At 69.6% G+C, this 24,992-nt stretch carries 23 protein-coding genes and 1 tRNA gene; 17 read left to right on the top strand and 7 right to left on the bottom strand.

Annotated features, from left to right (window positions below; translation table 11 throughout):
- Positions 1-131: 131 nt before the first annotated feature.
- The 6 genes from ACZ4N5_RS11845 to ACZ4N5_RS11820 all read left to right on the top strand — a co-directional run bounded on the left by ACZ4N5_RS11845 (position 132) and on the right by ACZ4N5_RS11820 (position 4,747).
- Positions 132-560 (top strand): DUF3052 domain-containing protein, encoded by a 429-nt coding sequence (locus ACZ4N5_RS11845; protein WP_081217087.1) that lies wholly within the window; start codon positions 132-134, stop codon positions 558-560.
- 242 nt (positions 561-802) lie between these two features.
- Positions 803-1,261, top strand: coding sequence for a peroxiredoxin (locus ACZ4N5_RS11840; protein ID WP_355857041.1), 459 nt, complete (start codon positions 803-805; stop codon positions 1,259-1,261).
- 113 nt (positions 1,262-1,374) lie between these two features.
- Complete coding sequence (locus ACZ4N5_RS11835) at positions 1,375-1,950, top strand: TerD family protein (protein ID WP_266758290.1); 576 nt, start codon at positions 1,375-1,377, stop codon at positions 1,948-1,950.
- Between the two features lie 103 nt (positions 1,951-2,053).
- Positions 2,054-2,629 carry a TerD family protein gene (locus tag ACZ4N5_RS11830; RefSeq protein WP_328555764.1) on the top strand — a complete coding sequence of 192 codons (576 nt, stop codon included), beginning with the start codon at positions 2,054-2,056 and terminating at the stop codon, positions 2,627-2,629.
- A gap of 135 nt (positions 2,630-2,764) precedes the next feature.
- Positions 2,765-3,913 carry a DUF475 domain-containing protein gene (locus ACZ4N5_RS11825; protein WP_467756937.1) on the top strand — a complete coding sequence of 383 codons (1,149 nt, stop codon included), beginning with the start codon at positions 2,765-2,767 and terminating at the stop codon, positions 3,911-3,913.
- Positions 3,914-4,009: 96 nt separating this feature from the next.
- Positions 4,010-4,747 carry a TerD family protein gene (locus tag ACZ4N5_RS11820; protein ID WP_467756936.1) on the top strand — a complete coding sequence of 246 codons (738 nt, stop codon included), beginning with the start codon at positions 4,010-4,012 and terminating at the stop codon, positions 4,745-4,747.
- A gap of 64 nt (positions 4,748-4,811) precedes the next feature.
- On the opposite strand, the gene ACZ4N5_RS11815 is transcribed toward ACZ4N5_RS11820, so the two are convergent.
- The gene (locus tag ACZ4N5_RS11815; protein WP_467756935.1) at positions 4,812-5,702 is read right to left on the bottom strand and encodes a TerD family protein; all 891 of its coding nucleotides are present in this window, start codon (positions 5,700-5,702) and stop codon (positions 4,812-4,814) included.
- A gap of 180 nt (positions 5,703-5,882) precedes the next feature.
- Here ACZ4N5_RS11815 and ACZ4N5_RS11810 point away from each other — a divergent pair, with 180 nt between their 5' ends.
- From ACZ4N5_RS11810 to ACZ4N5_RS11800, 3 genes are read left to right on the top strand one after another with little or no spacing between them, the layout of a single operon-like run.
- The gene (locus tag ACZ4N5_RS11810) at positions 5,883-7,052 is read left to right on the top strand and encodes an HpcH/HpaI aldolase/citrate lyase family protein (protein ID WP_467756934.1); all 1,170 of its coding nucleotides are present in this window, start codon (positions 5,883-5,885) and stop codon (positions 7,050-7,052) included.
- 44 nt (positions 7,053-7,096) lie between these two features.
- Entirely contained in the window at positions 7,097-9,598 is a 2,502-nt protein-coding gene (locus ACZ4N5_RS11805) for a phosphoribosyltransferase (RefSeq protein ID WP_467756933.1), read from the top strand.
- Positions 9,598-10,425: an HAD family hydrolase gene (locus tag ACZ4N5_RS11800; RefSeq protein ID WP_467756932.1), complete on the top strand. Its 828-nt coding sequence runs from the start codon at positions 9,598-9,600 to the stop codon at positions 10,423-10,425. Before ACZ4N5_RS11805 ends, ACZ4N5_RS11800 begins: the two co-directional genes overlap by 1 nt.
- Before the next feature lie 382 nt (positions 10,426-10,807).
- On the opposite strand, the gene ACZ4N5_RS11795 is transcribed toward ACZ4N5_RS11800, so the two are convergent.
- Positions 10,808-11,035: an FmdB family zinc ribbon protein gene (locus ACZ4N5_RS11795; RefSeq protein ID WP_467756931.1), complete on the bottom strand. Its 228-nt coding sequence runs from the start codon at positions 11,033-11,035 to the stop codon at positions 10,808-10,810.
- A gap of 320 nt (positions 11,036-11,355) precedes the next feature.
- Here ACZ4N5_RS11795 and ACZ4N5_RS11790 point away from each other — a divergent pair, with 320 nt between their 5' ends.
- From ACZ4N5_RS11790 to ACZ4N5_RS11780, 3 genes are all read left to right on the top strand, one after another.
- Positions 11,356-13,437 carry a transglycosylase domain-containing protein gene (locus ACZ4N5_RS11790; RefSeq protein ID WP_467756930.1) on the top strand — a complete coding sequence of 694 codons (2,082 nt, stop codon included), beginning with the start codon at positions 11,356-11,358 and terminating at the stop codon, positions 13,435-13,437.
- 93 nt (positions 13,438-13,530) lie between these two features.
- A complete protein-coding gene (locus tag ACZ4N5_RS11785) occupies positions 13,531-14,829 on the top strand; it encodes a polysaccharide deacetylase family protein (protein ID WP_467756929.1) in 1,299 nt (432 codons plus the stop codon).
- Between the two features lie 208 nt (positions 14,830-15,037).
- The gene (locus tag ACZ4N5_RS11780) at positions 15,038-16,135 is read left to right on the top strand and encodes an amidase domain-containing protein (RefSeq protein ID WP_467756928.1); all 1,098 of its coding nucleotides are present in this window, start codon (positions 15,038-15,040) and stop codon (positions 16,133-16,135) included.
- Between the two features lie 155 nt (positions 16,136-16,290).
- Here the strand turns inward: ACZ4N5_RS11780 and ACZ4N5_RS11775 are convergent, their stop codons facing one another.
- Together ACZ4N5_RS11775 and ACZ4N5_RS11770 are read right to left on the bottom strand one after the other, a co-directional pair.
- On the bottom strand, positions 16,291-17,733 hold the full coding sequence (locus ACZ4N5_RS11775; RefSeq protein ID WP_467756927.1) for a hypothetical protein: 1,443 nt from the start codon (positions 17,731-17,733) through the stop codon (positions 16,291-16,293).
- A gap of 75 nt (positions 17,734-17,808) precedes the next feature.
- Entirely contained in the window at positions 17,809-18,678 is an 870-nt protein-coding gene (locus ACZ4N5_RS11770; protein ID WP_467756926.1) for a DUF4097 family beta strand repeat-containing protein, read from the bottom strand.
- 265 nt (positions 18,679-18,943) lie between these two features.
- Here ACZ4N5_RS11770 and ACZ4N5_RS11765 point away from each other — a divergent pair.
- Positions 18,944-19,018 (top strand) — tRNA-Val (locus ACZ4N5_RS11765).
- 92 nt (positions 19,019-19,110) lie between these two features.
- Here ACZ4N5_RS11765 and ACZ4N5_RS11760 read toward each other — a convergent pair.
- Entirely contained in the window at positions 19,111-19,371 is a 261-nt protein-coding gene (locus ACZ4N5_RS11760; RefSeq protein ID WP_467757140.1) for a hypothetical protein, read from the bottom strand.
- Between the two features lie 227 nt (positions 19,372-19,598).
- On the opposite strand from ACZ4N5_RS11760, the gene ACZ4N5_RS11755 reads away from it, so the two are divergent.
- Positions 19,599-20,132 carry a Type 1 glutamine amidotransferase-like domain-containing protein gene (locus ACZ4N5_RS11755; RefSeq protein WP_467756925.1) on the top strand — a complete coding sequence of 178 codons (534 nt, stop codon included), beginning with the start codon at positions 19,599-19,601 and terminating at the stop codon, positions 20,130-20,132.
- 745 nt (positions 20,133-20,877) lie between these two features.
- Here ACZ4N5_RS11755 and ACZ4N5_RS11750 read toward each other — a convergent pair.
- Positions 20,878-21,489, bottom strand: coding sequence for an SMI1/KNR4 family protein (locus ACZ4N5_RS11750; RefSeq protein ID WP_467756924.1), 612 nt, complete (start codon positions 21,487-21,489; stop codon positions 20,878-20,880).
- Positions 21,490-21,595: 106 nt separating this feature from the next.
- Here ACZ4N5_RS11750 and ACZ4N5_RS11745 point away from each other — a divergent pair, with 106 nt between their 5' ends.
- Positions 21,596-21,976, top strand: coding sequence for a hypothetical protein (locus tag ACZ4N5_RS11745; RefSeq protein ID WP_467756923.1), 381 nt, complete (start codon positions 21,596-21,598; stop codon positions 21,974-21,976).
- 405 nt (positions 21,977-22,381) lie between these two features.
- Here the strand turns inward: ACZ4N5_RS11745 and ACZ4N5_RS11740 are convergent, their stop codons facing one another.
- The gene (locus ACZ4N5_RS11740; RefSeq protein ID WP_467756922.1) at positions 22,382-22,714 is read right to left on the bottom strand and encodes a hypothetical protein; all 333 of its coding nucleotides are present in this window, start codon (positions 22,712-22,714) and stop codon (positions 22,382-22,384) included.
- 247 nt (positions 22,715-22,961) lie between these two features.
- Between ACZ4N5_RS11740 and ACZ4N5_RS11735 the strand changes: the two genes are divergently transcribed.
- On the top strand, positions 22,962-23,426 hold the full coding sequence (locus ACZ4N5_RS11735; protein WP_467756921.1) for a MarR family winged helix-turn-helix transcriptional regulator: 465 nt from the start codon (positions 22,962-22,964) through the stop codon (positions 23,424-23,426).
- Positions 23,423-24,991 (top strand): MFS transporter, encoded by a 1,569-nt coding sequence (locus ACZ4N5_RS11730; RefSeq protein ID WP_467756920.1) that lies wholly within the window; start codon positions 23,423-23,425, stop codon positions 24,989-24,991. Before ACZ4N5_RS11735 ends, ACZ4N5_RS11730 begins: the two co-directional genes overlap by 4 nt.
- The last annotated feature ends 1 nt before the right edge of the window (position 24,992 follow it).

Raw genomic sequence — 24,992 nt, 5'->3', positions numbered from 1 at the left:
GGTACTTGCGCGATCCGCTCCGCCCGTGTGGACTACGGCCAACGCTTCGCGCACGCGCGTGGCTGAGACTCCCCCGACTCTGGACGAGCAGGGGGAGACCCCAATCCCGAAACATGATCAGGAGGCAAGCCGTGAGCGCGACCGCGGACCACGCGGAGGAGCGGACCAACCCGGCCGCCAGGCTGGGGTTCGAGCCCGGACAGGTGGTCCAGGAGATCGGCTTCGACGACGACGTTGACCACGAGCTCCGTGAAGGCATCGAATCGCTGATCGGCCAGGATCTGGTCGACGAGGACTACGACGACGTCGCTGACGTGGTGCTGTTGTGGTTCCGGGACGAGGACGGCGATCTCACGGACGCACTGGTGGACGTCATCGGTCTCCTTGAGGACGGCGGCATGATCTGGCTGCTGACCCCGAAGACCGGCAGGGACGGTTACGTCGAGCCCAGCGACATCAGCGATGCCGCACAGACAGCCGGCCTCTCCCAGACGAAGAGCATCTCCGTCGGCAAGGAATGGTCGGGTACCCGCCTGGCCACTCCCAAGTCGAAGCGCTGAGCTGCAGCCCCGTCTGCAAGCAGAGCATCCGTGAGGCCCCCGCCGAGCCACCTCGGCGGGGGCCTCACGCATACCCCCGGACCAGCCCGGCCGGGGGCCTCACGCATGCCCGTGAACCGGCCCGGCGGGGGCCGCACGCACCTGCCCGGGCGACCCTGCGGGGGTCGCGCCGCGGCCGGGAGTCGATCACTGCGTACGCTGGTCGTCACCCGAACAGACCTTTGGAAGGGAAGCGAGTGACTATGGCCATCGAGGTCGGCACCAAGGCCCCGGACTTCGAGCTGAAGGACAACCACGGCGCCACCGTGAAACTGTCCGACTTCCGTGGCGAGAAGAACGTTGTGCTGCTCTTCTACCCCTTCGCTTTCACCGGCGTGTGCACCGGCGAGCTCTGCTCCCTGCGCGACAACCTGCCGCAGTTCGCCGACCGCGACACCCAGCTCCTCGCGGTCTCCAACGACTCCATCCACACCCTGCGCGTCTTCGCCGAGCAGGAGGGCCTGGAGTACCCGCTGCTCTCCGACTTCTGGCCGCACGGCAACATTTCGCGCGCGTACGGCGTCTTCGACGAGGACAAGGGCTGCGCCGTGCGCGGCACGTTCATCATCGACAAGGAGGGCGTCGTCCGCTGGACCGTGGTCAACGCGCTGCCGGACGCGCGTGACCTGAACGAGTACGTCAAGGCGCTCGACACCCTGTGATTCTTCGGTTCCAGCCCTGCGAGGCACGGGAACCCGTCACTAGGATCGAACCGTTGATCCGATACCAACGCAGCTACGGGGCTCCCCGCCCCTGAACACCATTGGGAGGACTCGTGGGAGTCAGCCTCAGCAAGGGCGGCAACGTATCGCTGTCGAAGGAGGCCCCGGGACTGACCGCGGTCATCGTCGGTCTGGGATGGGACGCCCGGACCACCACCGGCGTGGACTTCGACCTCGACGCCAGCGCCATCCTCACGAACGCGGACGGCAAGGTCAGCACCGACCAGAACTTCGTGTTCTTCAACAACCTGAAGAGCCCGGACGGCTCGGTGGAGCACACCGGCGACAACATCACCGGTGAGGGCGAGGGCGACGACGAGCAGATCAAGGTCAATCTCGCCGCCGTTCCCGCCGACGTCACGAAGATCGTGTTCCCGGTCTCCATCTACGACGCCGAGAACCGCCAGCAGTCCTTCGGCCAGGTCCGCAACGCGTTCATCCGCGTGGTGAACCAGGCCGGCGAGGCGGAGATCGCGCGCTACGACCTCTCCGAGGACGCCTCGACGGAGACCGCGATGGTCTTCGGCGAGCTCTACCGCAACGGCGCCGAGTGGAAATTCCGCGCCATCGGCCAGGGCTACGCCTCGGGCCTGCGCGGCATCGCGCAGGACTTCGGCGTCAACGTCTGAGCCGACAGGGCCTCGGGCATCTAGGTCCGGTGCCGCACCGCCTCGGTGCGGCACCGGATCTGCCGTACCAAGTGAAGATCGAACCTCGGGGAGGACCAGCATCATGGGCGTCACGCTCGCCAAGGGGGGCAATGTCTCCCTCTCGAAGGCCGCACCGAACCTCACACAGGTGATGATCGGGCTCGGCTGGGACGCGCGCTCCACCACCGGAGCCGACTTCGACCTCGACGCCAGCGCCCTGCTGTGCAGCGGCGGCCGGGTGCTCGGGGACGAGTGGTTCATCTTCTACAACCAGCTCAAGAGCCCGGACGGCTCGGTCGAGCACACCGGTGACAACCTCACGGGTGAGGGCGAGGGCGACGACGAGTCGATCCTGATCGATCTGGCCAAGGTTCCGGCCAACGTGGACAAGATCGTCTTCCCGGTCTCCATCCATGACGCGGACAATCGCGGCCAGACCTTCGGCCAGGTCAGCAACGCCTTCATCCGTGTCGTCAACCAGGCCGACGGCCAGGAGCTCGCCCGCTACGACCTCTCCGAGGACGCCTCCACCGAAACGGCGATGATCTTCGGCGAGGTCTACCGCTACAACAGCGAGTGGAAGTTCCGTGCGGTCGGCCAGGGGTACGCGTCGGGGCTGCGGGGCATCGCGCTCGACTTCGGAGTGAACGTTTCCTAGGCCCACCTGCGTCAGCCGAAGGCGGCCCCTTAGACTTCGTGGTCAACAGTAGGTAAAGCCGAGTACGGCGCGGGGGCGACCCTCCCCCAAGCTAGCGCTTGGGGGTGCCCCCACCACACGATGATTGGGTAGCCAGTGCTTCTGAAAACCTTCGGCTGGTCGTTCGCGATTACCGCGCTCGGCCTGGTCGCAGCGGCCGTCTACGGGGGGTGGACCGCCTTCGGCATCGTGGCGATCCTGGCCGTCCTGGAGATCTCGCTGTCCTTCGACAACGCGGTGGTCAACGCCGGAATCCTGAAGAAGATGAATGCCTTCTGGCAGAAGATCTTCCTCACTGTCGGCGTCCTGATCGCCGTCTTCGGCATGCGCCTGGTCTTCCCCGTCGTGATCGTCGCCATCAGCGCCAAGATCGGCCCGATCGACGCGGTCGATCTCGCGCTGAACGACAAGGACAAGTACCAGCAGCTGGTGACCGACGCTCACCCGTCGATCGCGGCCTTCGGCGGTATGTTCCTGCTGATGATCTTCCTCGACTTCATTTTCGAGGACCGGGACATTCAGTGGCTGCGCTGGATCGAGCGCCCGCTCGCCAAGCTCGGCAAGGTCGACATGCTGTCGGTCTGCATCGCCCTGATCGTCCTGCTGATCACCTCCATGACCTTCGCGGTGCACGCCCACCAGCACGGCGGCGCACACGTCGACAAGGCGCAGACGGTGCTGGTCTCCGGCATCGCGGGCCTGATCACGTACATGGTCGTCGGCGGACTCTCCGGCTACTTCGAGGACAAGCTCGAAGAGGACGAGGAGCGCGAACACGAGGAAGAGGAGGAGGCCGAGCGGAGCGGCAAGAAGAAGCCGGCCGTCGTCCTCGCCGGCCAGGCCGCGTTCTTCATGTTCCTCTACCTGGAAGTGCTGGACGCCTCGTTCTCCTTCGACGGTGTCATCGGCGCCTTCGCCATCACCAACGACATCGTGCTGATGGCGCTCGGCCTCGGCATCGGCGCGATGTACGTCCGGTCGCTCACGGTCTACCTGGTCCGCCAGGGCACCCTCGACGACTACGTCTACCTGGAGCACGGCGCGCACTACGCGATCGGCGCCCTCGCCATGATCCTCCTCGTGACCATCCAGTACGAGATCAACGAGGTCATCACCGGCCTCGTCGGCGTCGTCCTGATCGGCTGGTCCTTCTGGTCGTCGGTGCGCCGCAACAAGGCACTCGCCGAGGCCGAGGGAAAAGGCCCGACCTCGGACGAGAAGGCTGAGGTCTCGTCCGGGGTGTGACACCCCTCCGGCTGAGGAACGCTCTGAGCGGGGCGGTCGTCGAGGACGAGTCCTCTGCGGCCGCCCCGCCGCATACCGAGAAACGTGGGGGGCGGAATGGGCATCTGGCAGGACCTCTGGCGCGGGCGCTCGGCGGACTTCGACTCCGGCAGCGCGGCTTCCAACTCCATCGAAATGACCAAGCGCAACCACACGGTCTCGCTCACCAAACAGGGCGCGGCCACCGGCAACCTGCGCATCAACCTGTCCTGGCGGATGCGTACCTCCGACTTCGGCGGGCCGCAGCGCGGCAGCCTGCTGCGCCACCCCTTTCGCACCTTCAAGCCGGAAGTGGTCCAGGGGCACACCCAGAGCATGGTCAACGTCGACCTCGACCTCGGCGTCATGTACGAGCTGACGGACGGCACCAAGGGCGTCGTCCAGCCGCTCGGCAGCTTCCTCGGCGAACTCAACGCCCCGCCGTTCGTCAAGCTCAGTGGCGACGACCGCTTCGGTTCCGCCTCGGGCGAGACGGCCTACGTCAACCTCGACCACCGCGACGACATCAAACGGCTGCTGGTCTTCGTCTACATCTACGACCAGACTCCGGCCTTCGACCGTACGCACGCCATCATCACGCTCTATCCGAGCAACGGCCCGCGGATCGAGATCGGCCTCGACGAACGCCATCCGCAGGCCCGCTCCTGCGCCGTCGTCATGATCGAGTTCAACAAGGGCGAGGTGACCGTCCGCCGCGAGGTGAGGTTCGTGTACGGCTTCCAGGCCGAACTGGACCGCCTCTACGGCTGGGGGCTCCAGTGGGGTCGCGGATACAAGTCGAAGGCCGACCGTTAGCGGTCGGCCGGGCTCGGCGACCGGCCGACGCTCACACTCAGCGGCCTCGGCGGCCTCGGCGGCCTCAGCGGCCGATGAACTGCGGCCCCTGCGGCGGCAGCCTGAAGTCCGGGTCCGGCCCCGCGCCAACCGCCTGCGGGAAGCCGTACGCGGGCTGGGTGGCCGGCGCGGTCTGCGGCTGCGGGTAGCCGTAGGCCGACGGGTCCGCCTGCTGGCTGGTCGGCTGGGGGTAGCCGTACGCCGGCCCGGTCGCGGCCGCAGCGGCGGGCTGCGGATAGCCGTACCCGGGCTGCCGCGGGACCGGGGCGGAGTGCTCCGGCGGCAGCGGCACCGAGGTCTCGGGAGCCGCGGCGGGCGCGGCCCAGGCGGCCGGTTCCGGCGCGGACCCGGCCGCGGGCGCCGCCGCGGCCTCGGACTCGTCCACCGAGATCCCGAAGTCGGTCGCGAGCCCCACCAGACCGTTGGAGTAGCCCTCGCCGAGCGCCCGGAACTTCCATCCCTCGCCACGCCGGTACAGCTCGCCGCAGATCAGCGCGGTCTCCGCGCCGGTCTCCGGCTTGATGTCGAAGTACGCCAGCGGTTCACCGTCCGCGAGAGCCGCGTCGTACAGCAGAATGCGCAGATCACGTACGCGATCGAAGGTGACGTCATCCGCCGATGCGACCAGGAGAATCTGTCCGACACCGGGCTCGACACCCGTCAGATCCGTCTGGATGGTGTCGGTGAGGCCCTCGGCGCCCCGCTTCTTGCCGAGCCGCCACACCTTGCCCGACGGATGGCGGGGCTGGTTGTAGAAGACGAAGTCCTCGTCGGATCGCACACGACCGTCGGGGCCGAGGAGCAGCGCCGAGGCATCGACATCGGGGACTCCCTGACCGGGCGTCCAGCGCAGGACGGCGCGCACCGCTGTGGCGTCCAGCGGGACGTTCGACCCTTTCAGCATCGCGTGCGTCATGCGGTCATCCTGCCCTGTCGGTCCTGGTCACGACAATGTGGGGTCGTTCCGGAACCGGTCTGTGTTGGACATGGTGGAGTTACCTGAACTTCACGCCCGGTGGGAATCTCTGACATGGAACCGTACGTACTATTACCGGCCACATCACATTCGGCCACCTAGCCGCCGCGGGGGAGTCCCATGCGTCATTTCGGTCACGTCACCCCGGAAGAGCGGCAACGCCTCTTCCACCGGGAACCCGGCGTCTTCACGTCCGACTCCCCGGCCAGAATCCTCGCCGCGGCCCTCGGGGCGACGCTCTACAGTCCGGCGACCCGCCCGACGCTGGCCGACGACATCATCAAGCAGACCACGCGCGGCGTGGTCTCGATGGTGCTGTGCCTGGAGGACTCCATCGACGACTCCGAGGTCGTGGGTGCCGAGGAGAACCTGGTCCGCCAGTTCACCGACCTCGCGGCCCGCCCGGAGGCCGGTGAGGTGCCCCTGCTGTTCGTGCGGGTCCGCTTCCCCGAGCAGATCCCCGACCTCGTGCGGCGCCTCGGCCCCGCCGTCCGGCTGCTGTCCGGATTTGTGATGCCCAAGTTCACCGAGGAACGCGGCACCCCCTTCCTGGAGGCCCTCGCCACCGCCGAGACGGCGAGCGGCAGGCGGCTCTTCGCCATGCCCGTCCTGGAGTCGCCCGAGCTGCTCTACCGCGAGTCGCGCGTGGAGACCCTGGAGGGCATCTCCCGCGCCGTCGACAAGTACCGCGACCGGGTGCTCGCACTGCGCCTCGGCGTGACGGACTTCTGCTCCTCGTACGCGCTGCGCCGGGCCCCCGACATGACGGCGTACGACGTCCAGGTGGTCGCCTCGGTGATCGCCGACGTGGTCAACATGCTGGGGCGGGCCGACGGCACCGGCTTCACCGTCACCGGGCCGGTGTGGGAGTACTTCCGCGTCCAGGAACGCATGTTCAAGCCGCAGCTGCGCCGCAGCCCCTTCCTGGAGGGCCAGGCGGAGGAACTGCGCGAGACACTGATCGAGCACGCCATGGACGGGCTGCTGCGCGAGATCACCCTCGACCAGGCCAACGGCCTGATGGGTAAGACCTGCATCCACCCCTCGCACGTGCTGCCCGTGCACGCACTGTCCGTGGTCAGCCACGAGGAATTCAGTGACGCCCAGGACATCCTCAGGCCCGAGCGCGGCGGCGGGGGTGTACTGAGATCGGCGTACACGAACAAAATGAACGAGGTGAAGCCGCATCGCGCCTGGGCCGAGCGCACCCTGCTGCGCGCCGAGGTCTTCGGGGTCGCCCACGAGGACATCGGCTTCGTCGAGCTGCTCACCGCCGGACTCCCGGCGTGAGCCGGCCCGGCCGAGCGACGCGCAACCCCGACAGCAAGGAACCGATGAACACCCCAGCGCACGACCCGAACCACTCCGACGACGCGCACGGCCCGGACGGGGCTGACGACGCCGTGTGGACCGGGACCTGGGTCGCCGAGCGGCTCGGCGTCGAGCTCGTCGGCGACGAAGGGCTGAACGCCCTGCTGGGGCTCGCGCTGCGGCGCAACCCCAAGCGCGCCCACCTGCTCGTCTCGAACGTCCTGGGCAAGCACGTGCCGCAGTCGCCGGCCGTCGTCCACGACTACGGCGTCGCGCTCGGGCGGCGGGTGCGTGAGCTGCTGGGCACCGAGGACGCCCGCGCGGCTGTGGTCCTCGGATACGCCGAGACGGCCACCGGGCTCGGCCATTCGGTCGCGGACGGGGTGGGCGTCGCGCCCTACCTCCACTCCACCCGCCGCCCGGTCCGCGGGGTCCGGCCGGCGGGTGGCTTCGAGGAGTCCCACTCGCACGCCACCTCGCATCTCCTCCTGCCCGAGGACCCGGGTCTGCTGGCGGGCTCCGGCCCGCTGGTCCTCGTCGACGACGAGTTCTCCACCGGCAACACCGTCCTCAACACCATCCGCGACCTGCACCGGCGCTACCCGCGCGAGCGGTACGTCGTCGTGGCGCTGGTCGACATGCGGTCGGAGGCCGACCACGCGCGCTTCGAGAAGTTCGCCGGGGACATCGGCGCCCGCGTGGACCTGGTCGCGGCCGCGTCGGGCACGGTGCGCCTGCCCGAGGACGTCCTGGCGAAGGGGACGGCCCTGGTCGCCCGCTACGAACCTGCGGCGCCCGACACCCCCGCCACCGCCCCCGAGGGCGCGGGCCGGGCCGTCCGCGTCGAGCTCGGCTGGCCGCACGGCCTCCCCGACGGCGGACGGCACGGGTTCACGCCCGGACACCGAATACGTCTGGAGGGTGCCCTGCCCGCCATGGCGGCACGGCTCGCCGACGTCCTGCCCGAGGGCGCGCGCCGCGTCCTGGTGCTCGGCTTCGAGGAGCTGATGTACGCGCCGCTCCGACTGGCCCACGAGCTGGAGCGGCTGGTGCCCGCCGAGGTGCGCTTCTCCACCACGACCCGGTCCCCGGTGCTCGCCCTCGACGACCCCGGTTACGCCATCCGCAGCCGCATTGCCTTCCCGGCCCACGACAACCCGGACGACGGCCCCGGCGAGCGCTACGCCTACAACGTCGCGGGCGCCGGCTTCGACGCCGTCGTGGCGGTCGTTGACTCCACCGCCGACACCCCCGAACTGCACGCGCCCGACGGCCTGTTGGACCAGCTGGCGGCGCACACCCCGCGGGTCCTGCTCGCCGTCGTCCCGTCGTACGTCCCCGCACGGCCGTCCACCGAAAGGCCCTCCATGCTGCCCGAGCCCCTCCGCGGCCCCGCCTTCTCCTCGTACGCCCCCGACGAGGTCGGCTGGCTGCTGCAGGACCTGTCGGACGTGACGCTGGAGGCGCCGACCGAGGAGCGCGAGGAGGCGATCCAGAGCGGCGGCGCCCACTACGCCGAGTCGCTGCCGGTCGAGTACCAGCCGAGCGCCGAGTACCAGGAGCTCTTCCACGCGGCCCTCGCCACCTCGGCCGCCCGGATCGCCGAGGCCGTCGGTGCCGTCACCGAACTCGTCCTCGCCGACCGGTCGCCGCGTCCCGTCCTGGTGTCCCTGGCCCGGGCCGGCACCCCGGTCGGCGTCCTGATGCGCCGCTGGGCCCAGCACCAGCACGGCCTCGACCTGCCGCACTACGCCGTCTCCATCGTCCGCGGCCGCGGCATCGACGCCAACGCGCTGCGCTGGCTCGCCGCCCACCACGACCCGGCCGACGTCGTCTTCGTCGACGGCTGGACCGGCAAGGGCGCCATCACCCGCGAACTCACCGACGCCATCGAGGAGTTCGAGGAGGCCGAGGGCATCACCGGCTTCGACCCGGAGATAGCGGTGCTCGCCGACCCGGGCTCGTGCGTGCGCACGTACGGCACCCGCGAGGACTTCCTCATCCCCTCCGCCTGCCTCAACTCCACCGTCTCCGGGCTGATTTCGCGCACGGTCCTGCGCTCCGACCTGGTCGGCGAACACGACTTCCACGGCGCGAAGTTCTACCGCGAGCTCGCCGGCTCCGATGTCTCCGTCGAGTTCCTGGACGCCGTCGCCGCCCACTTCCCCGCTGTCGCCGAATCGGCCCGCGACCGGGCGAAGGAACTCCTCGCCGCCGACCGCACCCCCACCTGGGAGGGCTGGGCGGCCGTCGAGCGGATCAGCGAGGAGCACGGGATCCACGACGTGAACCTCGTCAAGCCGGGCGTCGGCGAGACCACCCGGGTGCTGCTGCGCCGGGTCCCCTGGAAGATCCTCGCGCGCGCCGGAGCGGGCGCCGACCTCGACCACGTCCGGCTGCTCGCCGGGCAGCGCGGGGTACCCGTCGAGGAGGTCGAGGAACTCCCGTACACCTGCGTGGGGTTGATCCACCCGAAGTACACGCGTGGCGCGACCGGTGCCGACGGCAAGGCGGTGACCCTCTGATGTCCGTGCCCAAGGTGCTCGTCGCCAGCGACCTCGACCGAACGCTCATCTACTCCTCGGCCGCGCTCGCGCTGACCATGCCGGACGCGCGCGCGCCCCGGCTGCTCTGCGTCGAGGTGCACGAGAGCAAGCCGCTGTCCTACATGACGGAGACGGCCGCCGCGCTGCTGACCGAACTGGGCGACATCGCGCACTTCATGCCCACCACGACCCGCACCCGCAAGCAGTACCAGCGCATCAACCTGCCCGGTCCGGCCCCGGAGTACGCGATCTGCGCCAACGGCGGACATCTGCTCGTCGACGGTGTCTCCGACCACGACTGGCACTCGGGCGTGAAGGAGCGGCTCGCCTCCGAGTGCGCGCCGCTCGACGAGGTGCGGGAGCACCTGGAGGCCACCGCGGACCCGGCCTGGGTGCGCAAGCACCGGGTCGCCGAGGACCTGTTCGCCTATCTGGTGGTGGAGCGGGAACTGCTCCCCGAGCAGTGGGTGAAGGACCTGGCCGTGTGGGCGGAGAACCGCGGCTGGACGGTCTCGTTGCAGGGCCGCAAGATCTACGCCGTGCCGAAGCCGCTCACCAAGAGCGCGGCCGTGCGCGAGGTCGCCCGCCGTACCGGAGCCGTCCTCACCCTCGCCGCCGGGGACTCGCTGCTCGACGCCGACCTGCTGCTCGCCGCCGACCGCGGCTGGCGTCCGGGTCACGGTGAGCTCGCCGAGGCCGACTGGACGGCACCGGCGATCACCGCGCTGCCGGAGCGGGGTGTCGCGGCGGGGGAGCGGATCCTGCGCGAGTTCGTGGGCGCCTGCGCCGGCTCGGGACTCGTCTGAGGGAGGCGCGGAACTCGGTTCCGGTCCCGTTGGGGGTGGGTGTGTCCGGGGGGCGTTCCGACCCTGGCACGCCCGGCCCGGGACCGGTCCGAGCCGTGTCCCGAACGCGGCTTCGGTCCTGTCGCGTCGGGGCGTGCGGGCGCTCGGTCCGGCGCGTGCCGGCTTCAGGGCCGGGTGGGCGGTATGGCGAACTTGGTTCCGGCCCGGTCGTATTGAGCGGCTACGGGCTGATCCGGCCTCGATGCGCCCGACTCGGGACGGTCCGAGAGATATGTGGAACTTGGTCCCGATGGCGTCCTGTTGGGACGACCGGGGCCGTTCCGCCGCGACACGCCGGAGTTGATTCGGGCGTGACTGAAGAGTTGGTAAGAAATCCCCCGGATCAGCCGCAGCAGCCGCCGCCGCAGCACCCGCCTCCGCCGCCACTCGAACGCGGTGCGGGCGCAGGCGCGGACGCCGAACCACCCCTGGCGACAGCGACCGTCGACAGCAGTTTGACGGTGTCGTCGTGCCCGGCCGGACAGGCCGCGGGAGCGGCGGATTCGGCCATGGGGCGGCTCAGTTCAAAGGTGTCGCCGCAGGTCCGGCAGCGGTACTCGTAGCGAGGCATGCGCACAGGTTAGCCGGAACGAGTCATCGTCCGTAGGGCTCCGGGACCTTCGTCGGGCGTGGCGGATCGAGGTTCCCGGGGCGCGAGTGAGGGCTGGTCGAAGGGGTGAACCGGTGAACTCCGTTGCCCCTTGAGCTTTTTTGTCTCGTTGCCGATCGAAGGGATCGCATTGGTCGCTGATAATTTAATAGGGCCGCGACGAGCCGCAAGGTCGGGGAGGGGGGCTCGCAGCCGCGAAAGCGGCCGCTGCAACTACCCGCGCGCGCAATTCCGAAGTGCGGAGGGAGACGCAGTCGTGACCAGGACATGGCATCGCAACGATGCTCCGAATCCCCTGTCTTTGGGCCGTCCGAGCGCAGGAGCGCGCCGTGGCTAGCCCAACCGGATCGCAGCGCGGTCGCGGCAGCCGCCGCAAGCCCTCGCAGCCCACCCCGCTGTCCGGACTCGCCGCACGCCTCGTGCCGCTCGCCCGTCGCCTCAGACCCGCCTACCCGCGCCCGGGGCGGGTCGGTTGGCGACGCTGGCTGCCCTCCTGGCGGCAGTGGCTCGGCGGCATCGCGCTGTCCATCGGCCTGAGCGGCTCGCTGCTCGTCATCGCTTACGCCGCAACGGACATACCCCAGAACCTGAACACATATGCCACCCAGCAGGACAACGTCTACTTCTGGTCGGACGGCACACCGATGGCCCGTACCGGCTGGGTGCGTCGCCAGGCCATGCCTCTGAAGGACATACCCGAGGACGTGCGCTCGGCGGTCCTCGCGGCGGAGAACGAGAGCTTCTACACCGACCCCGGCATCTCCGCCAAGGGCCTGGCCCGCGCCCTGGTGCGCACGGTCGGCCAGGGAGACACCCAGGGCGGCTCCACCATCACCCAGCAGTACGTCAAGAACGTCTACCTGACCCAGAACCGTTCGGTGACCCGCAAGTTCACCGAGGCCATGATCGCCCTCAAGCTCGACAACAAGATGAGCAAGGACAAGATCCTCGAGGGCTATCTCAACACCAGCTGGTTCGGGCGCGGCACCTACGGCCTCCAGCGGGCCTCGCAGGCCTACTACGGCAAGGACGTGAGCCGCCTCAACGCCAGCGAGGGAGCCTTCCTCGCCGCACTCCTCAAGGGCGCGGGCCTCTACGACCCCACCTTGAGCAAGGCCAACCACCAGCGGGCCGTGGAGCGCTGGTCCTGGATCCTCGACCGCATGGTCAAGTCCGGCAAACTGTCGGCGGCCGAGCGTGCCACGTACACGAAGTTCCCCGAGCCGATCAAGCAGAGCGGGAGCTACGACACCGGCAAGCAGAGCGACTACCTGGTCGAACTGGCGACCCAGTACGCCAAGAAGGCCGGGCACATCTCGGCCCGGGACTTCGACCTCGGCGGCTACCAGATCTACACGACCTTCGACCGCAAGCGCGAGACCGCGCTCACCGACGTCGTGGCCAAGGCCCGCAAGCAGGCGAAGAGGGACCACCCGGAGGACGCGAAGGCAGCCCACTACGGTGCCGCCTCGATCGCCGCCGACGGACGGATCCTCGCCGTCTACGGCGGCCCCGACCACCGTGAGCAGGGCTACAACGAGTCCAACGCCACCACCGTCCCGGCCGGTTCGGCCTTCCTGCCCTTCGTCTACGCCGCGGCCCTGGAGCACGGCGTCCACAAGACCCGCGAAGGCGCGGCCACACCGGTCACCCCCGACTCCCTCTACAACGGCGACGACGGCGTCCCGGTCAGCACGCCCGAAGGCCCGTACTGGGACCGCGGAGGCAAGAAGGTCGCCGCCCACAACGAGGGCAACAAGAACTACGGCCAGATCACGCTGCGTTCGGCGCTCGCCGCGAACGTGAACACCCCGTTCATGCAGCTCGGCATGGACGCCGGCCTGGACAAGGTGCGCGAGACCGCCGAGGCGTCGGGACTGCTCTCCTCCAGCATCGGACCGCAGGTGCCCGGACTGTCCCTCGGCACCGCCACACCCAGCGCGATCCGTATGGCCAGCTCCTACGCCACCTTCGCCGCCGGCGGAACGCACTTCGAGCCGTACTCCGTGCGCCGCATCACCCGCAACGGCGCCCACGTCCGGCTGGACATGCCCGCACCCCATCGCGCCATGCGCGCGGAGGTGGCCCGCCAGGTCACCGAGGCGCTCTCGGACTCCTTCCGCACCGGTCACCCCGGCGCGGCCCCCCTCGCGGCGCAGGTGGCCGGCAAGCGGGGCGCCACGCTGGACGACAAGGCCGCCTGGTACGTGGGCTCGAACCGTTCCGTGTCGACGGCGGTGGTCCTGTACCGCATCGACCTGACCAAGAGCCTCGAACCGCTTCCGCTCAAGGGGATCGCCGGCGCACCCGTCGCCGACGCGCCGTACAGCATCTGGTCCGGTGCCATGAGCCCGCTTCGCTGACCCCGTCGGCCGACCGTCCGGCTCGGCCCCCGCCGACGGCCACCCGGTGGCCGCGCCACGCTCCTTCCACCCCCCTCGCAGAATGTGCCCCGTATGAACTCGAAGCACAGCCGGCGCCGTCGCCGTGAGCCCGATCCCGGTTCTGCCGCAGCCTCCGCACGCCAGGGCTTCGCGGCCATGACGGCCTTCCTCGTCGTCACGTCGGTGGCCGCCACCTACCTGGCCCTGAACACGGACCACACCACACCGGCCGCGTCCGCCCGCGCGCACGGTTCCGACGCCGCCAAGGCGAAGAAGGAACCGGTGTGGGACGGGAAGACCCATGTGCTGGGCGACGGCTCCACGTCCTACACCGGCCCGCAGAAGGGCGAGTTGAAGGCCGTACCGCTCAAGCCCGGCGAGAAGCCTCCCCAGTTCGTCGTCTTCTCCTGGGACGGCGCTCTCCAGGGCGACGACCAGCTCTTCTCGCACTACCGGGAGCTGGCCCAGCAGTACAACGCCCACATGACGTTCTTCCTGACCGGTATCTACCTGCTGCCCAAGGACAAGAAGACGCTCTACGAACCGCCGATGCACTCGCCGGGCTCGGCGGCCATCAGCTACGCCACCGACGATCACCTGCGCGCCACGCTGGAGGAACTCGGCAAGGCGTGGAAGCAGGGCAACGAGATCGGCACCCACTTCAACGGCCACTTCTGCGGCGACAAGGGCGGCGGGGACTGGAGCGTGACGGAGTGGGAGAGCGAGATCAACCAGTTCTTCTCCTTCGTCGAGAAGTGGAAGACCAACACCGGCTACACCGACCTGGCGCCCCTGCCCTTCGACCCGGCCCGTGCCATCAGCGGCGGGCGCGCACCCTGCCTCGAAGGCCAGAAGAACCTGCTCAAGGCCATGAAGGCCACGGCCAACAAGTACAACTGGCGCTACGACGCCAGCTCCGCGGGCGACTTCCAGATATGGCCCAAGAAGAAGGAGGGCGTATGGGACTTCCCGCTCGAGATGCTCCCCTACGAGAACGGCAAGTACCAAGGCCTGTCCATGGACTTCAACTTCCTCTACAACCAGTCCGACGGTGAGACCGAGGGAGACCCGGCCAAGTACCCGCAGTGGGAACAGGAGACCGTCAAGTCCTACGAGGCCGGTTTCAACCGCGTCTACTACGGCAGCCGGGCACCGCTGTTCATCGGCAACCACTTCGAGGACTGGAACGGCGGCATCTACATGAAAGCCATCGACCAGGTCATCAAGAACGTGTGCACGAAGAAGGGCGTTCGCTGTGTGTCCTTCCAAGAGCTGACCAAATGGCTCGATGTGCAGAAGCCCGAGACCCTGGAGCGCCTGCGCAGCCTCGACCCCGCCCAGTCGCCGGACTGGTCGACCGTGGTGAAGTAGGGCCCGCCATGGCGCCGGTGGCTCCGCGGCAACGCGCTGAGCTTCAACTTACCTCCGACATAAAGGACCTGGTTGTAGGCGACGCGAACTCCCCCCGGATTCAGCACAGTTGAGTGGGACATGTAAAGATTCCCTTCCCTGGAGTCCGACCGGGGATCAAGGAGAATCATCAGTGATAGCGAAGAACTTAAGCCGCAGTTGCTCGACCGTGGGGGCCCTCACCCTCTCCGCCCTCCTGCTGCCCCTGTCCGCCGCCCACGCGACGGCCCCCGCTCCCCGGGTGACCGCGTCGACGGCCGACGCCTTCGGCCGTGTGGCCGACGCCGTGTTCACCGACCGCACGGCCGCCCTGCTGGACGGGGCCCCGACGGCCCGTACGGCCCTGAAGGCGACCACGGCGGGCATACGGGTGTCCGACACCCTCGCGCACACCGAGAGCACCGCGGTCTCCTCGCTGCACGGCACCCGGTCCCGCCTCGCGGCCCTCGGTGAGGCCTACAGCGCCGCCGACACCCGGGTCGCCGTGAACAGAACCCGGGTGACGGGACAGCGGGCCACCGCCTGGGTCACCGAGACCACCACCCTCACCTACCGGAAGATCCGCGGCGACGAGCCCGCCACCACGGGCTTTCGCGCACACCACGTACTGACCTTCGCCGCCCAGCCGGACGGCACCTGGAAGCTGACGGGCGAGCGGTCGACGGACAAGGGTCCCCGGCAGGTCAACGAGCCCGTCACGACGACGCCCCGCAGGACCACGATGGCCGCTGTCGACGCCCCCCGGGCAGCGACCACGTACCCCGCGCCCGCCAACGCCAAGACGCTCACCGGCGGCCCGTACGACTACGCGGCCATGGCGACGTACGCCGAGACGTACTGGAAGAACTACAACCCCGCCTACCGCAGTTTCAACTCCGTCGGCGGCGACTGCACCAACTACGTCAGCCAGTCCCTGAAGGCGGGCGGCTGGGCGCCGGTCACCAGCTCCGACGAGGACTACGGCACCTGGAACTACGGCGCGACCACGCAGACCGACACCTGGGTCGGCGTCAACGAGTTGTCCTGGTTCACCCAGACCGCCGGGCGCTCCACGCCCCTGGCGAACGTCTACCAGATGGACGTCGGCGACATGATGCAGATGGACTTCGACAAGGACGGGTCCAAGGACCACTCCATGATCACGTCGTACCGGAGCGCCGGCGGGGTGCCGTACCTGACCTACCACGACACCGACACCTACCGCCGGTCGGTGTCGAGCCTCCTCGCGTCGTACCCGAACGCGGCGTACTACGCGTACCGCACCTGATCAGTGCCTCGGCACGGCCCTGCGACGCGACGGACGGGTGCGTCGCGGGGCCGCTGCCGGGGTCCGCGACGGCCGCTCGGGCAGGCCCGTCGCCGGGACGAGGGCTTCCGCCGCCGGGACGCGGTCCTCCTCGCCCGGGGTCTTCCTCGCCCTTCTCAGACGCCGCCGCGCTGCTCGCGGATCTGCGCGACCACATGCGCCACCGTCTGGCGCACCGCCTCCGTCTCGGTCAGGAAGTGCCAGTAGTCGGGGTGCCGGCCCTCCAGCGTGGCGACGGCCCGGTCGAGCCGTGCGACAGAATCGTCGAGCGGACCGGCCTGCCGGGGGTCGGGGGTGTTGCGGCCCGCCATGGCCAGCCGCTGCGCGTCCCGGATCGCGAACCGCGTGCGGTCGATCTCCTGCTGGGGGTCCTTCTGCACGGCGTTCAGCCGCCGCAGCCGGTCACCGGCCGCCGACACGGCCTCGTCGGTGCTGTTCAGCAGCGCCCGCACCGTCGCCAGCAGGGAGGCCGCGTCCGGCCAGCGCTGCGCCTCGCGCGCGGCCCGTGCCTCCTTCAGCTTCGCCTCGGCCTGCCGTACGTGCTCCGTGGCCTGCTCCGGCACATGCTGGAGGTCCTGCCAGCACGCCGCGGAGAACCGCCGCCGCAGCTCGCTCAGCACGGGCTCCACCTGCCCCGAGCGGGTCGTCAGCGCCTGCGCGCGGGTCCGCAGCGAAACGAGCCGGTGGTCGATCTCGGCGGCTCGCTCCGGCAGCCGCTCCGCCTCCGAGCGCACCGCCGCGGCCTCCCGCGAAACCCGCTCGGCACGCTCCAGCGTCTCCGGCACGCCGTGCTGCCCGGCGCCCCGGTTGAGCTTGGTCAGCTCGGGCCCGAGAGCGGCGAGCCGGGCGGCGAGATCGTCCGCCTTCAGCCCCGACTGCCGTACGGAATCAAGGGCGTTCGAGGCGGCGAGCAGCGACTGCCGGGCGCGCTCGACAGCCGGGGCCAGCCGGGCCAGCTGGGTCTCGGCCTTGCCGAGCAGCGGCCCGAGACTCTGCTCGAACCGGTCCAGGTCGGCCTTCACACGGCCCAGCTCGTCCTTCGCGGCGACGAGTTCGCCGCGGGCCCGCGCCGCGACCGACGCCTCCAGCTCGTCCCGGTCCAGATCGTGGGCGTCGACAGCGGTGATGTACTTCTGGCTGGCCTCGTCGATCCGCCGCCCCAGCGCCTCGAAGTCGGCGACCACGCGCCGGGCGGCCGGGGAGTCGTCCACGGCCGTGATGGTCTCGATCGAGATGCGCAGGTCGCGCTGGGCGGTGTCGAGTTCGTAGAACGCCGCCGCGGCGGCGTCCTTGGCGGCCTGCGCCTCGGCCCGCTGGCCCTCGGACCGCCCGCCGAACCAGCGCCGCGTGCCGCCTCCCGCGAAGGCCGCGGGCAGCACGAGGGCGGCGAACAGGGGCAGTGCGACGAGCGTGAACACGTCACGGGCGACGGACGGACGAGGACGACGCACCGGCCGCTCCGGTCGCTCCGGCGATGGGGCCCGCCGGGCGGCAAGAGGGTGTGCAGGCCGCGCGGATCCCGCGAACGGCGAATACGGCTGCGAAGGTGTCGCCGTCACATCCCTCTCCCGTGCTGTCATCCGCCTTGCCCGGCTGTCATTCTCCCACCGGTTGAAGACGAACACACGGGCCGGTCAGTTCGCTGTTCGTACCGTGATCTTTCCGTCGCCGGTGTGCGCGGAGACCCGGTGGGAGCTGGAGTCGTCGCGGGGCACGTCCACCTGGACCGAGCCGTCACCGCTGCCGGTCGTCACCCGGTAGGTGGCGCGGGGCAGCACGATCGAGACGGAGCCGTCGTTGCTGCGGGAGTCCACCAGGTCCGGCACGGCGCCGAGTTCGAGCCGTACCGAGCCGTCCTCGGTACGGGCGCGCACGCTGCGGGCGTCCACGCCGACCGCCCGGATCGAGCCGTCGCCGCTGCGCAGGTCCAGCGCGCCCGAGGAGTCGCTGACCCGCACCGAACCGTCCGCCGTACGGATGCTCAGCGCTTCCTCGAAGCCCTGCGCGCTCACCCGTCCGTCCCCGTCCTCCACCTTGACGGCCACCCCGCGCGGCACCACGATCCGGTGCCGGGCCGAGCAGTCGGCGACGACACCCGAGCACTTCATCCGCAGCACCAGCCGGTCGCCGTCCTCCATGGCCCAGGTGACCTTGGGGTCCCCGCCGAGCGTGACATGCCCCTGGAACCACCGGGTGACCTGGACCTCGCCGGCCTTCGCGGAATCCGACACCACCAGATCGAGCGCGGAGTCGGCCGAGTCGACGGTCAGGGTCCGCCCGTGCAGCCCGAAGGACCGCTGCTCGGGGTGCTTGTCGTCCCCGGCGGACGCCCCGCACGCGCTGACGCCCACGACGAGCGCGATCACGACACCGCTGACGGCGGCGGCACGAGTGCGGGTGCGGGTGGCGGTGCTGGTGGCGTGCGAGGCGGGTGTGGCGGGTGTGGCGCGTGGGGCGCTGTGGGTACGGTTCCGGGTGGCGCTATGGGTGCGCGTGCGGGTCATGACTGATCTCCCCCTGAGACGGTCTGCGAGACGCTTCGACCTTCGGCCTTCGACCTTCGATGGTCGACCGGAGCCGGTCCTCGAAGCCTCTCCGACGGTAGGCATCCACGGAGCCCGGGACGATCCGGCCCGCTCCCGGATACGGGGTGGGGATAACCCCCGGGCCGCACCGCCGGGCCCCGCCCCGCCCTCCGCCCGCCCCTCACTCGCCGGATACGGGTTTGCGGGGCACACCCCCGGGCAATGTAGGCTGTCGACTCGTCCTGGGCGCGTAGCTCAGTGGTAGAGCGCCGCCCTTACAAGGCGGATGTCGGCGGTTCGAAACCGTCCGCGCCCACCAGTCTCAGGACACGAACAAGGCCCAGGTCAGCCGGTGTGAATCCGGTGATCTGGGCCTTGATATTTCTCAGCCGCTAGACGGCTCCGTGCCACTCACGTGCCAGAAAGTCCACGTGGAGTCCACTTCACTTTCTTGATCTGGCCGTCCACGTAGTCGGCGATCTCGCGGTCGCGCCCGTTGACGAGGTGCCGATGGACCCGCGCGGCCCGCACCGACGAATGGCCCATCCGTTGCATCAGCTCCCGGTTGCTGGCGCCGCCGGTCGCGGCGAGGGTGCGGAGGTAGATGCGCAGGACCAGGCCGATCCGGGTGGGGCGCAGCCGCAGGATGCGCGGGGCGCGAGACCCGGGCACGGGCCGGTTGCTGATCCGGGCGAGGGCCTGCGATGAGTTCCAGCACGGTCCCAGGTCTTCAGGTACATCCACCTTCCGCGCGCGAATTTGGAGGCACCTTGAAACTCTTGCTTACGTCAGGCGGCGTCACGAACCCAAGCATCCACTCGGCGCTCGTGCAGCTTCTCGGCAAGCCGATCGCCGAGTGCCACGCCCTCTGCGTCCCGACAGCACAGTAGGGTCACCCGATGTGCGGTCCGACATCGGTGCGGGGCTTCGCAGCCGCCGAGCCCGCATGGCAGCACTTGTCCGGCCTGGGCTGGGCGTCGCTCGGTGTCCTCGAGCTCACCGCACTGCCCACCATCGGCGCCGAGCGATACGTCCCCTGGATCAGGGAGGCCGACGTGCTCCTGGTCGACGGCGGCGACGCGACCTATCTGTGCCACTGGATGCGGGAGTCCGGGCTGGCCGATCTGCTGCCTTCGCTGCCCGACACGGTCTGGGTGGGAGTGAGTGCCGGAAGCATGGTGATGACGCCCCGGATCGGAGCGCACTTCGTCGAGTGGCCGTCCGCACCGGACGATCGCACCCTGGGAGTCGTCGACTTCTCGATCTTCCCGCACCTGGACGCCTTCCCGCAGAACACCCTGGCTGACGCAGAGCGGTGGGCCGTCGACGTCGGCGTCCCGGCCTACGCCATCGACGAACAGACGGCCATCAAGGTCGTCGACGGCTCCGTCGAGGTGGTCTCTGAAGGGCAATGGACGAAGTTCGGGTCATAGCCGCCCGGCATTCGAGACGTCGCGTCGTTCCGCGAGACCCTCTAAAACTGCCGATCATCGTTGACACCTGGGTCTCTGAATCACTAGGAGATCCACATGTCGAAGACACCCCCGCGCGAGCGCGGGCTTGCCCCTGGGGCCCGACTCCTCTGCGCCTTCGGCGCCGGGGTCAACCCCTGGGTCCGCAGCAAGCAACGACCCATGAGCAGAGACCTGGACACGGAGCTCCCCGGTCAGAGCATGGCTCCGGCGGGGGTGCTCAGGCTCCAAGATGGCGGGGGCGCCGTTCGCGAGTGCCGGCCTAGGTGTGGCCTAGGTGGCGTGCGCGGGGTGCTCCCATCCCGTCTGCCGTCGACCCAGGCAGAGCCGAGCAGTCGCGGCCCCGGGCGTCAAGGTCGTTCGTACAGTGCCGCGCTCCACCTGGACGCACCGTTCGGGTTGCAAGGATCCGGGCGGGATCGGGGATACGGCGTCGGTGCCGCTCCGGGCTCTTGGGCGGGGACCGGCACACGCGGGTCAATCGATCCTCAGTGGCTTTGGCTTTGGCTGATCTGTAGGCACCCTGAATTGATCGACAATCCATTGAACAGGTCCTTCGACTCGTACGGACGCACGGCCGTTCGTGGTGTAGGGCCGTTCCAGTTCCTGATCCTCGGTGTGAGGGGTGTGTTGCCGGACGGCGGAGTTCGAGTCTTCGGCCACCACCGTGCAGGCGCTTGCCATGAAGGCAGCCGCCGGCCGAGACCTACCCGTCGAGGTGCTCGGACCACCAACCTCGGTCGGCTTGCCAGTCCTGGAACCAGGCCACGAAGTCGGCCTCTGGCTCGCTTTCCTCCCTCGCGTCCATGTACGGGGCCACGCATCCGTCTCCCAGCCACCAGACCCGGCCGCGTTGAGGCCCCGTGACCACGAGTACCCAGAACTCGTCGTTGCCGCCCAGGAGAACCGAGCCGTTCTGATAGATGGCGTGGAGCAGGGGCGAGTGCTCATCGTGGTCGTAGTAGTCGTACTCCCACTGCCACTCCTCCTCCACGGGGAAGGGTTCAGTGAACCTGCGTACCGCTGTTCCGTCGAATGGTTCGGGGCTGAGCCAGCAGACGGCTTTCCAGCTCTGCCAGTTCTCAGGCAGGCTGCCCAAGGGAAGGAGCGCGTGTCCCATGGATGCGCCCTCCAGCGAACCGTTGGAAACCTCCGCGACGAACGTACGGTAGGGCTCCGGTAGTTCGATGCCGTGAGCGGCTTCCCACGCTCGTACGCCGGCCCAGCCGAGGGGGGACCGTCGAAGATCTCCGGGGACGGCATCACCGAGGGCGGAGATCGCACTACTCAGGCGGTACTGCTCTGAGCTACCTGTCATGTGCGTAGTGAACAGGCCGGACGGCGAGTGCTGTGCGGCGGGGAAGTACGGCAATCACACGGTGGTGTCGGTCGGCCGGGCCACGATGCGCGGTCCGGAGGTGATCATGAGGCTTACTGTCCCACCAGCCCCGCTCGACATCGCGGAAGCATCTCCAGAACTTCTGCCGTATGCGCGGGCGACCACTCTGCTGTACCCGCGCGCCGGCAGCCCCGTACGGGATGAGAGCTCGCTGGGCGGGCCGCTCGCGTGGCCCGCCGATGAGCCCTGGCCGATGTGTGCCGCTCCTGACCACTACAACCCTGCCCGCGGTTGCGCGGTGGTCGGTCCGGCCCCCGTCGCCATGGTGCCCGTGTTGCAGCTCTTCGCTCGCGACGTCCCGGCCATGGTGTTTCCGGCCGGCGCCGACGTGCTCCAAGTGCTCTGGTGCCCGCTGATCCACTCCGAACACGACCAGCACTCGCCGGTGCCCGTGCTGCGGTGGTGATCCGCCACCGCCCTGGCGGATCGACCACTGGTGGACGAGGTGCCGCGACCTTACGACTTCGACCACAGTTCACCGCTACGACTGCTGAGTTGTCGGCCGCCCAGGGCGCTGGCGAAACGGTGAGCCGGTCAACTGTCCTGTGGGCCAACGCGGTCGGGCCTCACGGCAGCGCCGGGCAGCGGAGGTTGCGGTGATCGGTCTGTCGGATACGCGTCGAAGCTTGCTGGAGCCGAGACCGCCGAGGTCGGACGGCGCGGCTCCGATGCGAGGAGTCGGCGTGCGCGGCCATCGATAAGACCCTGCACGCGACCGACCCGCGTCGTTGAGCCACCACACCCCGGGATCACCTGCTCGGAGCGCTGGGGGCCACCGGGCCAGGCCATCCTCCAGTTCGACGCGCGCCCCTTATAACGGGGTGTCACGCGTGTGCTTCAGGCGCATCCGGGCGTCGACCTTGTCCGGAGGGGGGACCTCCGACCAGAAGCGGTGGCCGGAGACGAACACAGTGAGCTCGCGCTCGCGTTGGCGGAGCTTCTCGACCTCGGCCTGTTCGTCGGCGGTCCAGCCGGGGGAGGCGGGGCGCTCCACCTTGCGCCAGCCGCCGGTGTCACTGAAGCCGTCCAGCGGCTCCACCGACCAGGGGAGCCGCTTCAGCAGGGCCAATAGCTCGGCCCGGACCTGATGCAGCTCCTCCTGACCGGCGAGGAGGTCACTCGGAAAGTCATAGGTCGCAGCCACGTGGCAATGCTACGCCTGTTCGATTTTGTGATGCGAGTTCCTTCCGGGACTTCACGCGAACGGGTGTTCCGAACAGGTGTTCCGATGGCGTGTGACCTGGGGGAACGCCTCGTCTCCCGGGTCGCGAGCCTCTGGTGAACCCGGGCCGGTCGGGCCGGTCGCGACGCGGTGCGCCCGGAAGAGTTGTCCAGGTGAAACTGAACAGTCACAACTGGACAGTTTGGGCTGAGCGATTTACGGTGACGCTATGGATCAGAGCGGCAATCGGCGGGGCGACGCGGGTGTCTCGGATTCCGCGGCGCGCGCCGCGCAGGATCTGCGGGTCGCGTTCAGTCTGCTCCGGCGGCGGATCCGCGAGGTCTCCGAGAAGCAGGACCTCACGCCCTCCCAGATCTCCGCGCTCACCCTGGTGAGCAAGAGTGGGGCCGCCACGGCGAGCGCGCTGGCGGCGACCGAGGGAGTGCGCCCGCAGTCGATGGCCGCCACGCTCGCGGCCCTCGACCAGTACGGACTCATCCAGCGCAATCCGGACCCCGGGGACGGCCGGCGTCAGCTGGTCACGCTCACCGACGCCGGGCGCGAGCGCGTCGAAGGCACCCGGCAGGCCCGTTCGGAGTGGCTCGCCCGAGCCTTCCAGGACCGGTGCACCGAGGACGAGCGGCAGACGGTCATCGAGGCGATGGCCCTGCTGGAACGGCTCGCCCGGCCGTGATACCGACCCTCCGGGACTGGATCCAGCACCGCCTCACCCCCGCCCGTCACCGACCGCCCGACCGTTTCGACCGTCGACTGATCGCCCCGATGGTGCTCGGTTCCGTGCTGAACCCGGTCAACTCCTCCATGATCGCGGTGGCGTTGGTGCCGATCGGCAGAGCGCTCGGGGCGTCGCCGGCGGAGACCGCCTGGCTGGTCTCCGGGCTCTATCTCGCCACCGCCGTGGGGCAGCCCGTCATCGGACGGCTCGTCGATCTGTACGGCCCCCGCCGCCTCTACCTCGCCGGTACGGCCATGGTGGGCATCGCCGGACTTCTCGGTGCCCTCGCCCCGAACCTCGGTGCGCTGGTCGCCGCCCGGATACTGCTCGGATTGGGCACCTCGGCCGCGTACCCCGCCGCGATGCACCTCACCCGCAGTGAGGCCGAACGCACCGGGCAGGGCAGCCCGGCCGGAGTGCTGACCGCGCTCGCCGTCTCCGCCCAGACCGTCGCCGTGATCGGGCCCACTCTGGGCGGCCTGCTCATCGGCGTGGGCGGCTGGCGCACCATCTTCCTCGTCAACGTGCCACTGTCGCTGGCCTGTCTGGTCCTCGGAGCCTTGCGGCTGCCAAAGGTACGGCCGGCAACGGTGCGGCTGCCAATGGTGCGGCTGCCAATGGTGCGGCTGCCAAAGGCGCGGCCGTCGACTGTTCCGGAGCCGACTCCGCACCCGAGCGCGACCGCCCCGGATCGCACGTACGCCCCGAAGCCCACGACGGCGCAGGACGCGACCCCCGGACCCGCAGTACCCGCCGCGCGTGGCGTCGACCTCGTCGGCATGGCCCTCTTCGCCGCCCTGCTCGTCTCACTGATGCTGTTCCTGATGAAGCCGCAGGCCGCCGACTGGTATCTGCCGGTGCTCGCGCTCGTCGCCGGGAGCGCCTTCGCACGGCGGGAACTCCGGGTCCCGGAGCCGTTCATCGACCTGCGGGTGCTCGGCGGCAACGGACCCATGCTGGCCACCTTCCTGCGCCAGTTCCTCAGCTACACCACCGCGTACGCCTTCCTCTACGGGTTCACACAGTGGATGGAGGAGGGGCACGGGCTGCATGCGGCCGGCGCCGGGCTCGTCCTGCTGCCGTTGTCGCTGAGTGGACTTGTCGTCTCCGGCGTCACGGGGCGGCGGGAAGCTGTTCGCGGCAAGCTGGTGGTCGGGAGTCTCGTCCAGATCGCCGGATGCGTGGCGCTCCTGACCATGAACTCCGGCAGCGCGATCTGGCTGCTGGCCGGCGTCGGCGCCCTCATGGGTGTTCCGCAGGGTCTCAATGGCCTGGCCAATCAGGACGCCCTGTACCGCCAGGCCGACCCCGCCCGGATGGGCTCCGCGGCCGGACTGCTGCGCACCTTCACCTACCTCGGCGCGATGGCCGCCTCCGCCGCCGACGCGGCCTTCTTCACGCACGGCGCTGACACCGGCGGCCTGCACCATCTGGCCCTCTTCATGCTCGCCGGGGCAGTGCTGCTCCTGGCGGTGACCCTCATCGACCGATCCCTCCGCGATCTCATCCCTCGAAAGGCCTGAC

Source organism: Streptomyces sp. NPDC026500, assembly GCF_055567635.1.
This window is presented reverse-complemented; position numbering and strand designations above follow the sequence as displayed.

What these genes read in the sequence shown, in the direction of transcription:
- ACZ4N5_RS11840 (WP_355857041.1), top strand. Translation starts at nt 803, where the DNA reads ATGGCCATCGAGGTCGGCACCAAGGCCCCGGACTTCGAGCTGAAGGAC.
- ACZ4N5_RS11830 (WP_328555764.1), top strand. Translation starts at nt 2,054, where the DNA reads ATGGGCGTCACGCTCGCCAAGGGGGGCAATGTCTCCCTCTCGAAGGCC.
- ACZ4N5_RS11820 (WP_467756936.1), top strand. Translation starts at nt 4,010, where the DNA reads ATGGGCATCTGGCAGGACCTCTGGCGCGGGCGCTCGGCGGACTTCGAC.
- ACZ4N5_RS11815 (WP_467756935.1), bottom strand. Translation starts at nt 5,702, where the DNA reads ATGACGCACGCGATGCTGAAAGGGTCGAACGTCCCGCTGGACGCCACA.
- ACZ4N5_RS11810 (WP_467756934.1), top strand. Translation starts at nt 5,883, where the DNA reads ATGCGTCATTTCGGTCACGTCACCCCGGAAGAGCGGCAACGCCTCTTC.
- ACZ4N5_RS11805 (WP_467756933.1), top strand. Translation starts at nt 7,097, where the DNA reads ATGAACACCCCAGCGCACGACCCGAACCACTCCGACGACGCGCACGGC.
- ACZ4N5_RS11800 (WP_467756932.1), top strand. Translation starts at nt 9,598, where the DNA reads ATGTCCGTGCCCAAGGTGCTCGTCGCCAGCGACCTCGACCGAACGCTC.
- ACZ4N5_RS11795 (WP_467756931.1), bottom strand. Translation starts at nt 11,035, where the DNA reads ATGCCTCGCTACGAGTACCGCTGCCGGACCTGCGGCGACACCTTTGAA.
- ACZ4N5_RS11790 (WP_467756930.1), top strand. Translation starts at nt 11,356, where the DNA reads ATGCTCCGAATCCCCTGTCTTTGGGCCGTCCGAGCGCAGGAGCGCGCC.
- ACZ4N5_RS11785 (WP_467756929.1), top strand. Translation starts at nt 13,531, where the DNA reads ATGAACTCGAAGCACAGCCGGCGCCGTCGCCGTGAGCCCGATCCCGGT.
- ACZ4N5_RS11770 (WP_467756926.1), bottom strand. Translation starts at nt 18,678, where the DNA reads ATGACCCGCACGCGCACCCATAGCGCCACCCGGAACCGTACCCACAGC.
- ACZ4N5_RS11755 (WP_467756925.1), top strand. Translation starts at nt 19,599, where the DNA reads ATGTGCGGTCCGACATCGGTGCGGGGCTTCGCAGCCGCCGAGCCCGCA.
- ACZ4N5_RS11750 (WP_467756924.1), bottom strand. Translation starts at nt 21,489, where the DNA reads ATGACAGGTAGCTCAGAGCAGTACCGCCTGAGTAGTGCGATCTCCGCC.
- ACZ4N5_RS11745 (WP_467756923.1), top strand. Translation starts at nt 21,596, where the DNA reads ATGAGGCTTACTGTCCCACCAGCCCCGCTCGACATCGCGGAAGCATCT.
- ACZ4N5_RS11735 (WP_467756921.1), top strand. Translation starts at nt 22,962, where the DNA reads ATGGATCAGAGCGGCAATCGGCGGGGCGACGCGGGTGTCTCGGATTCC.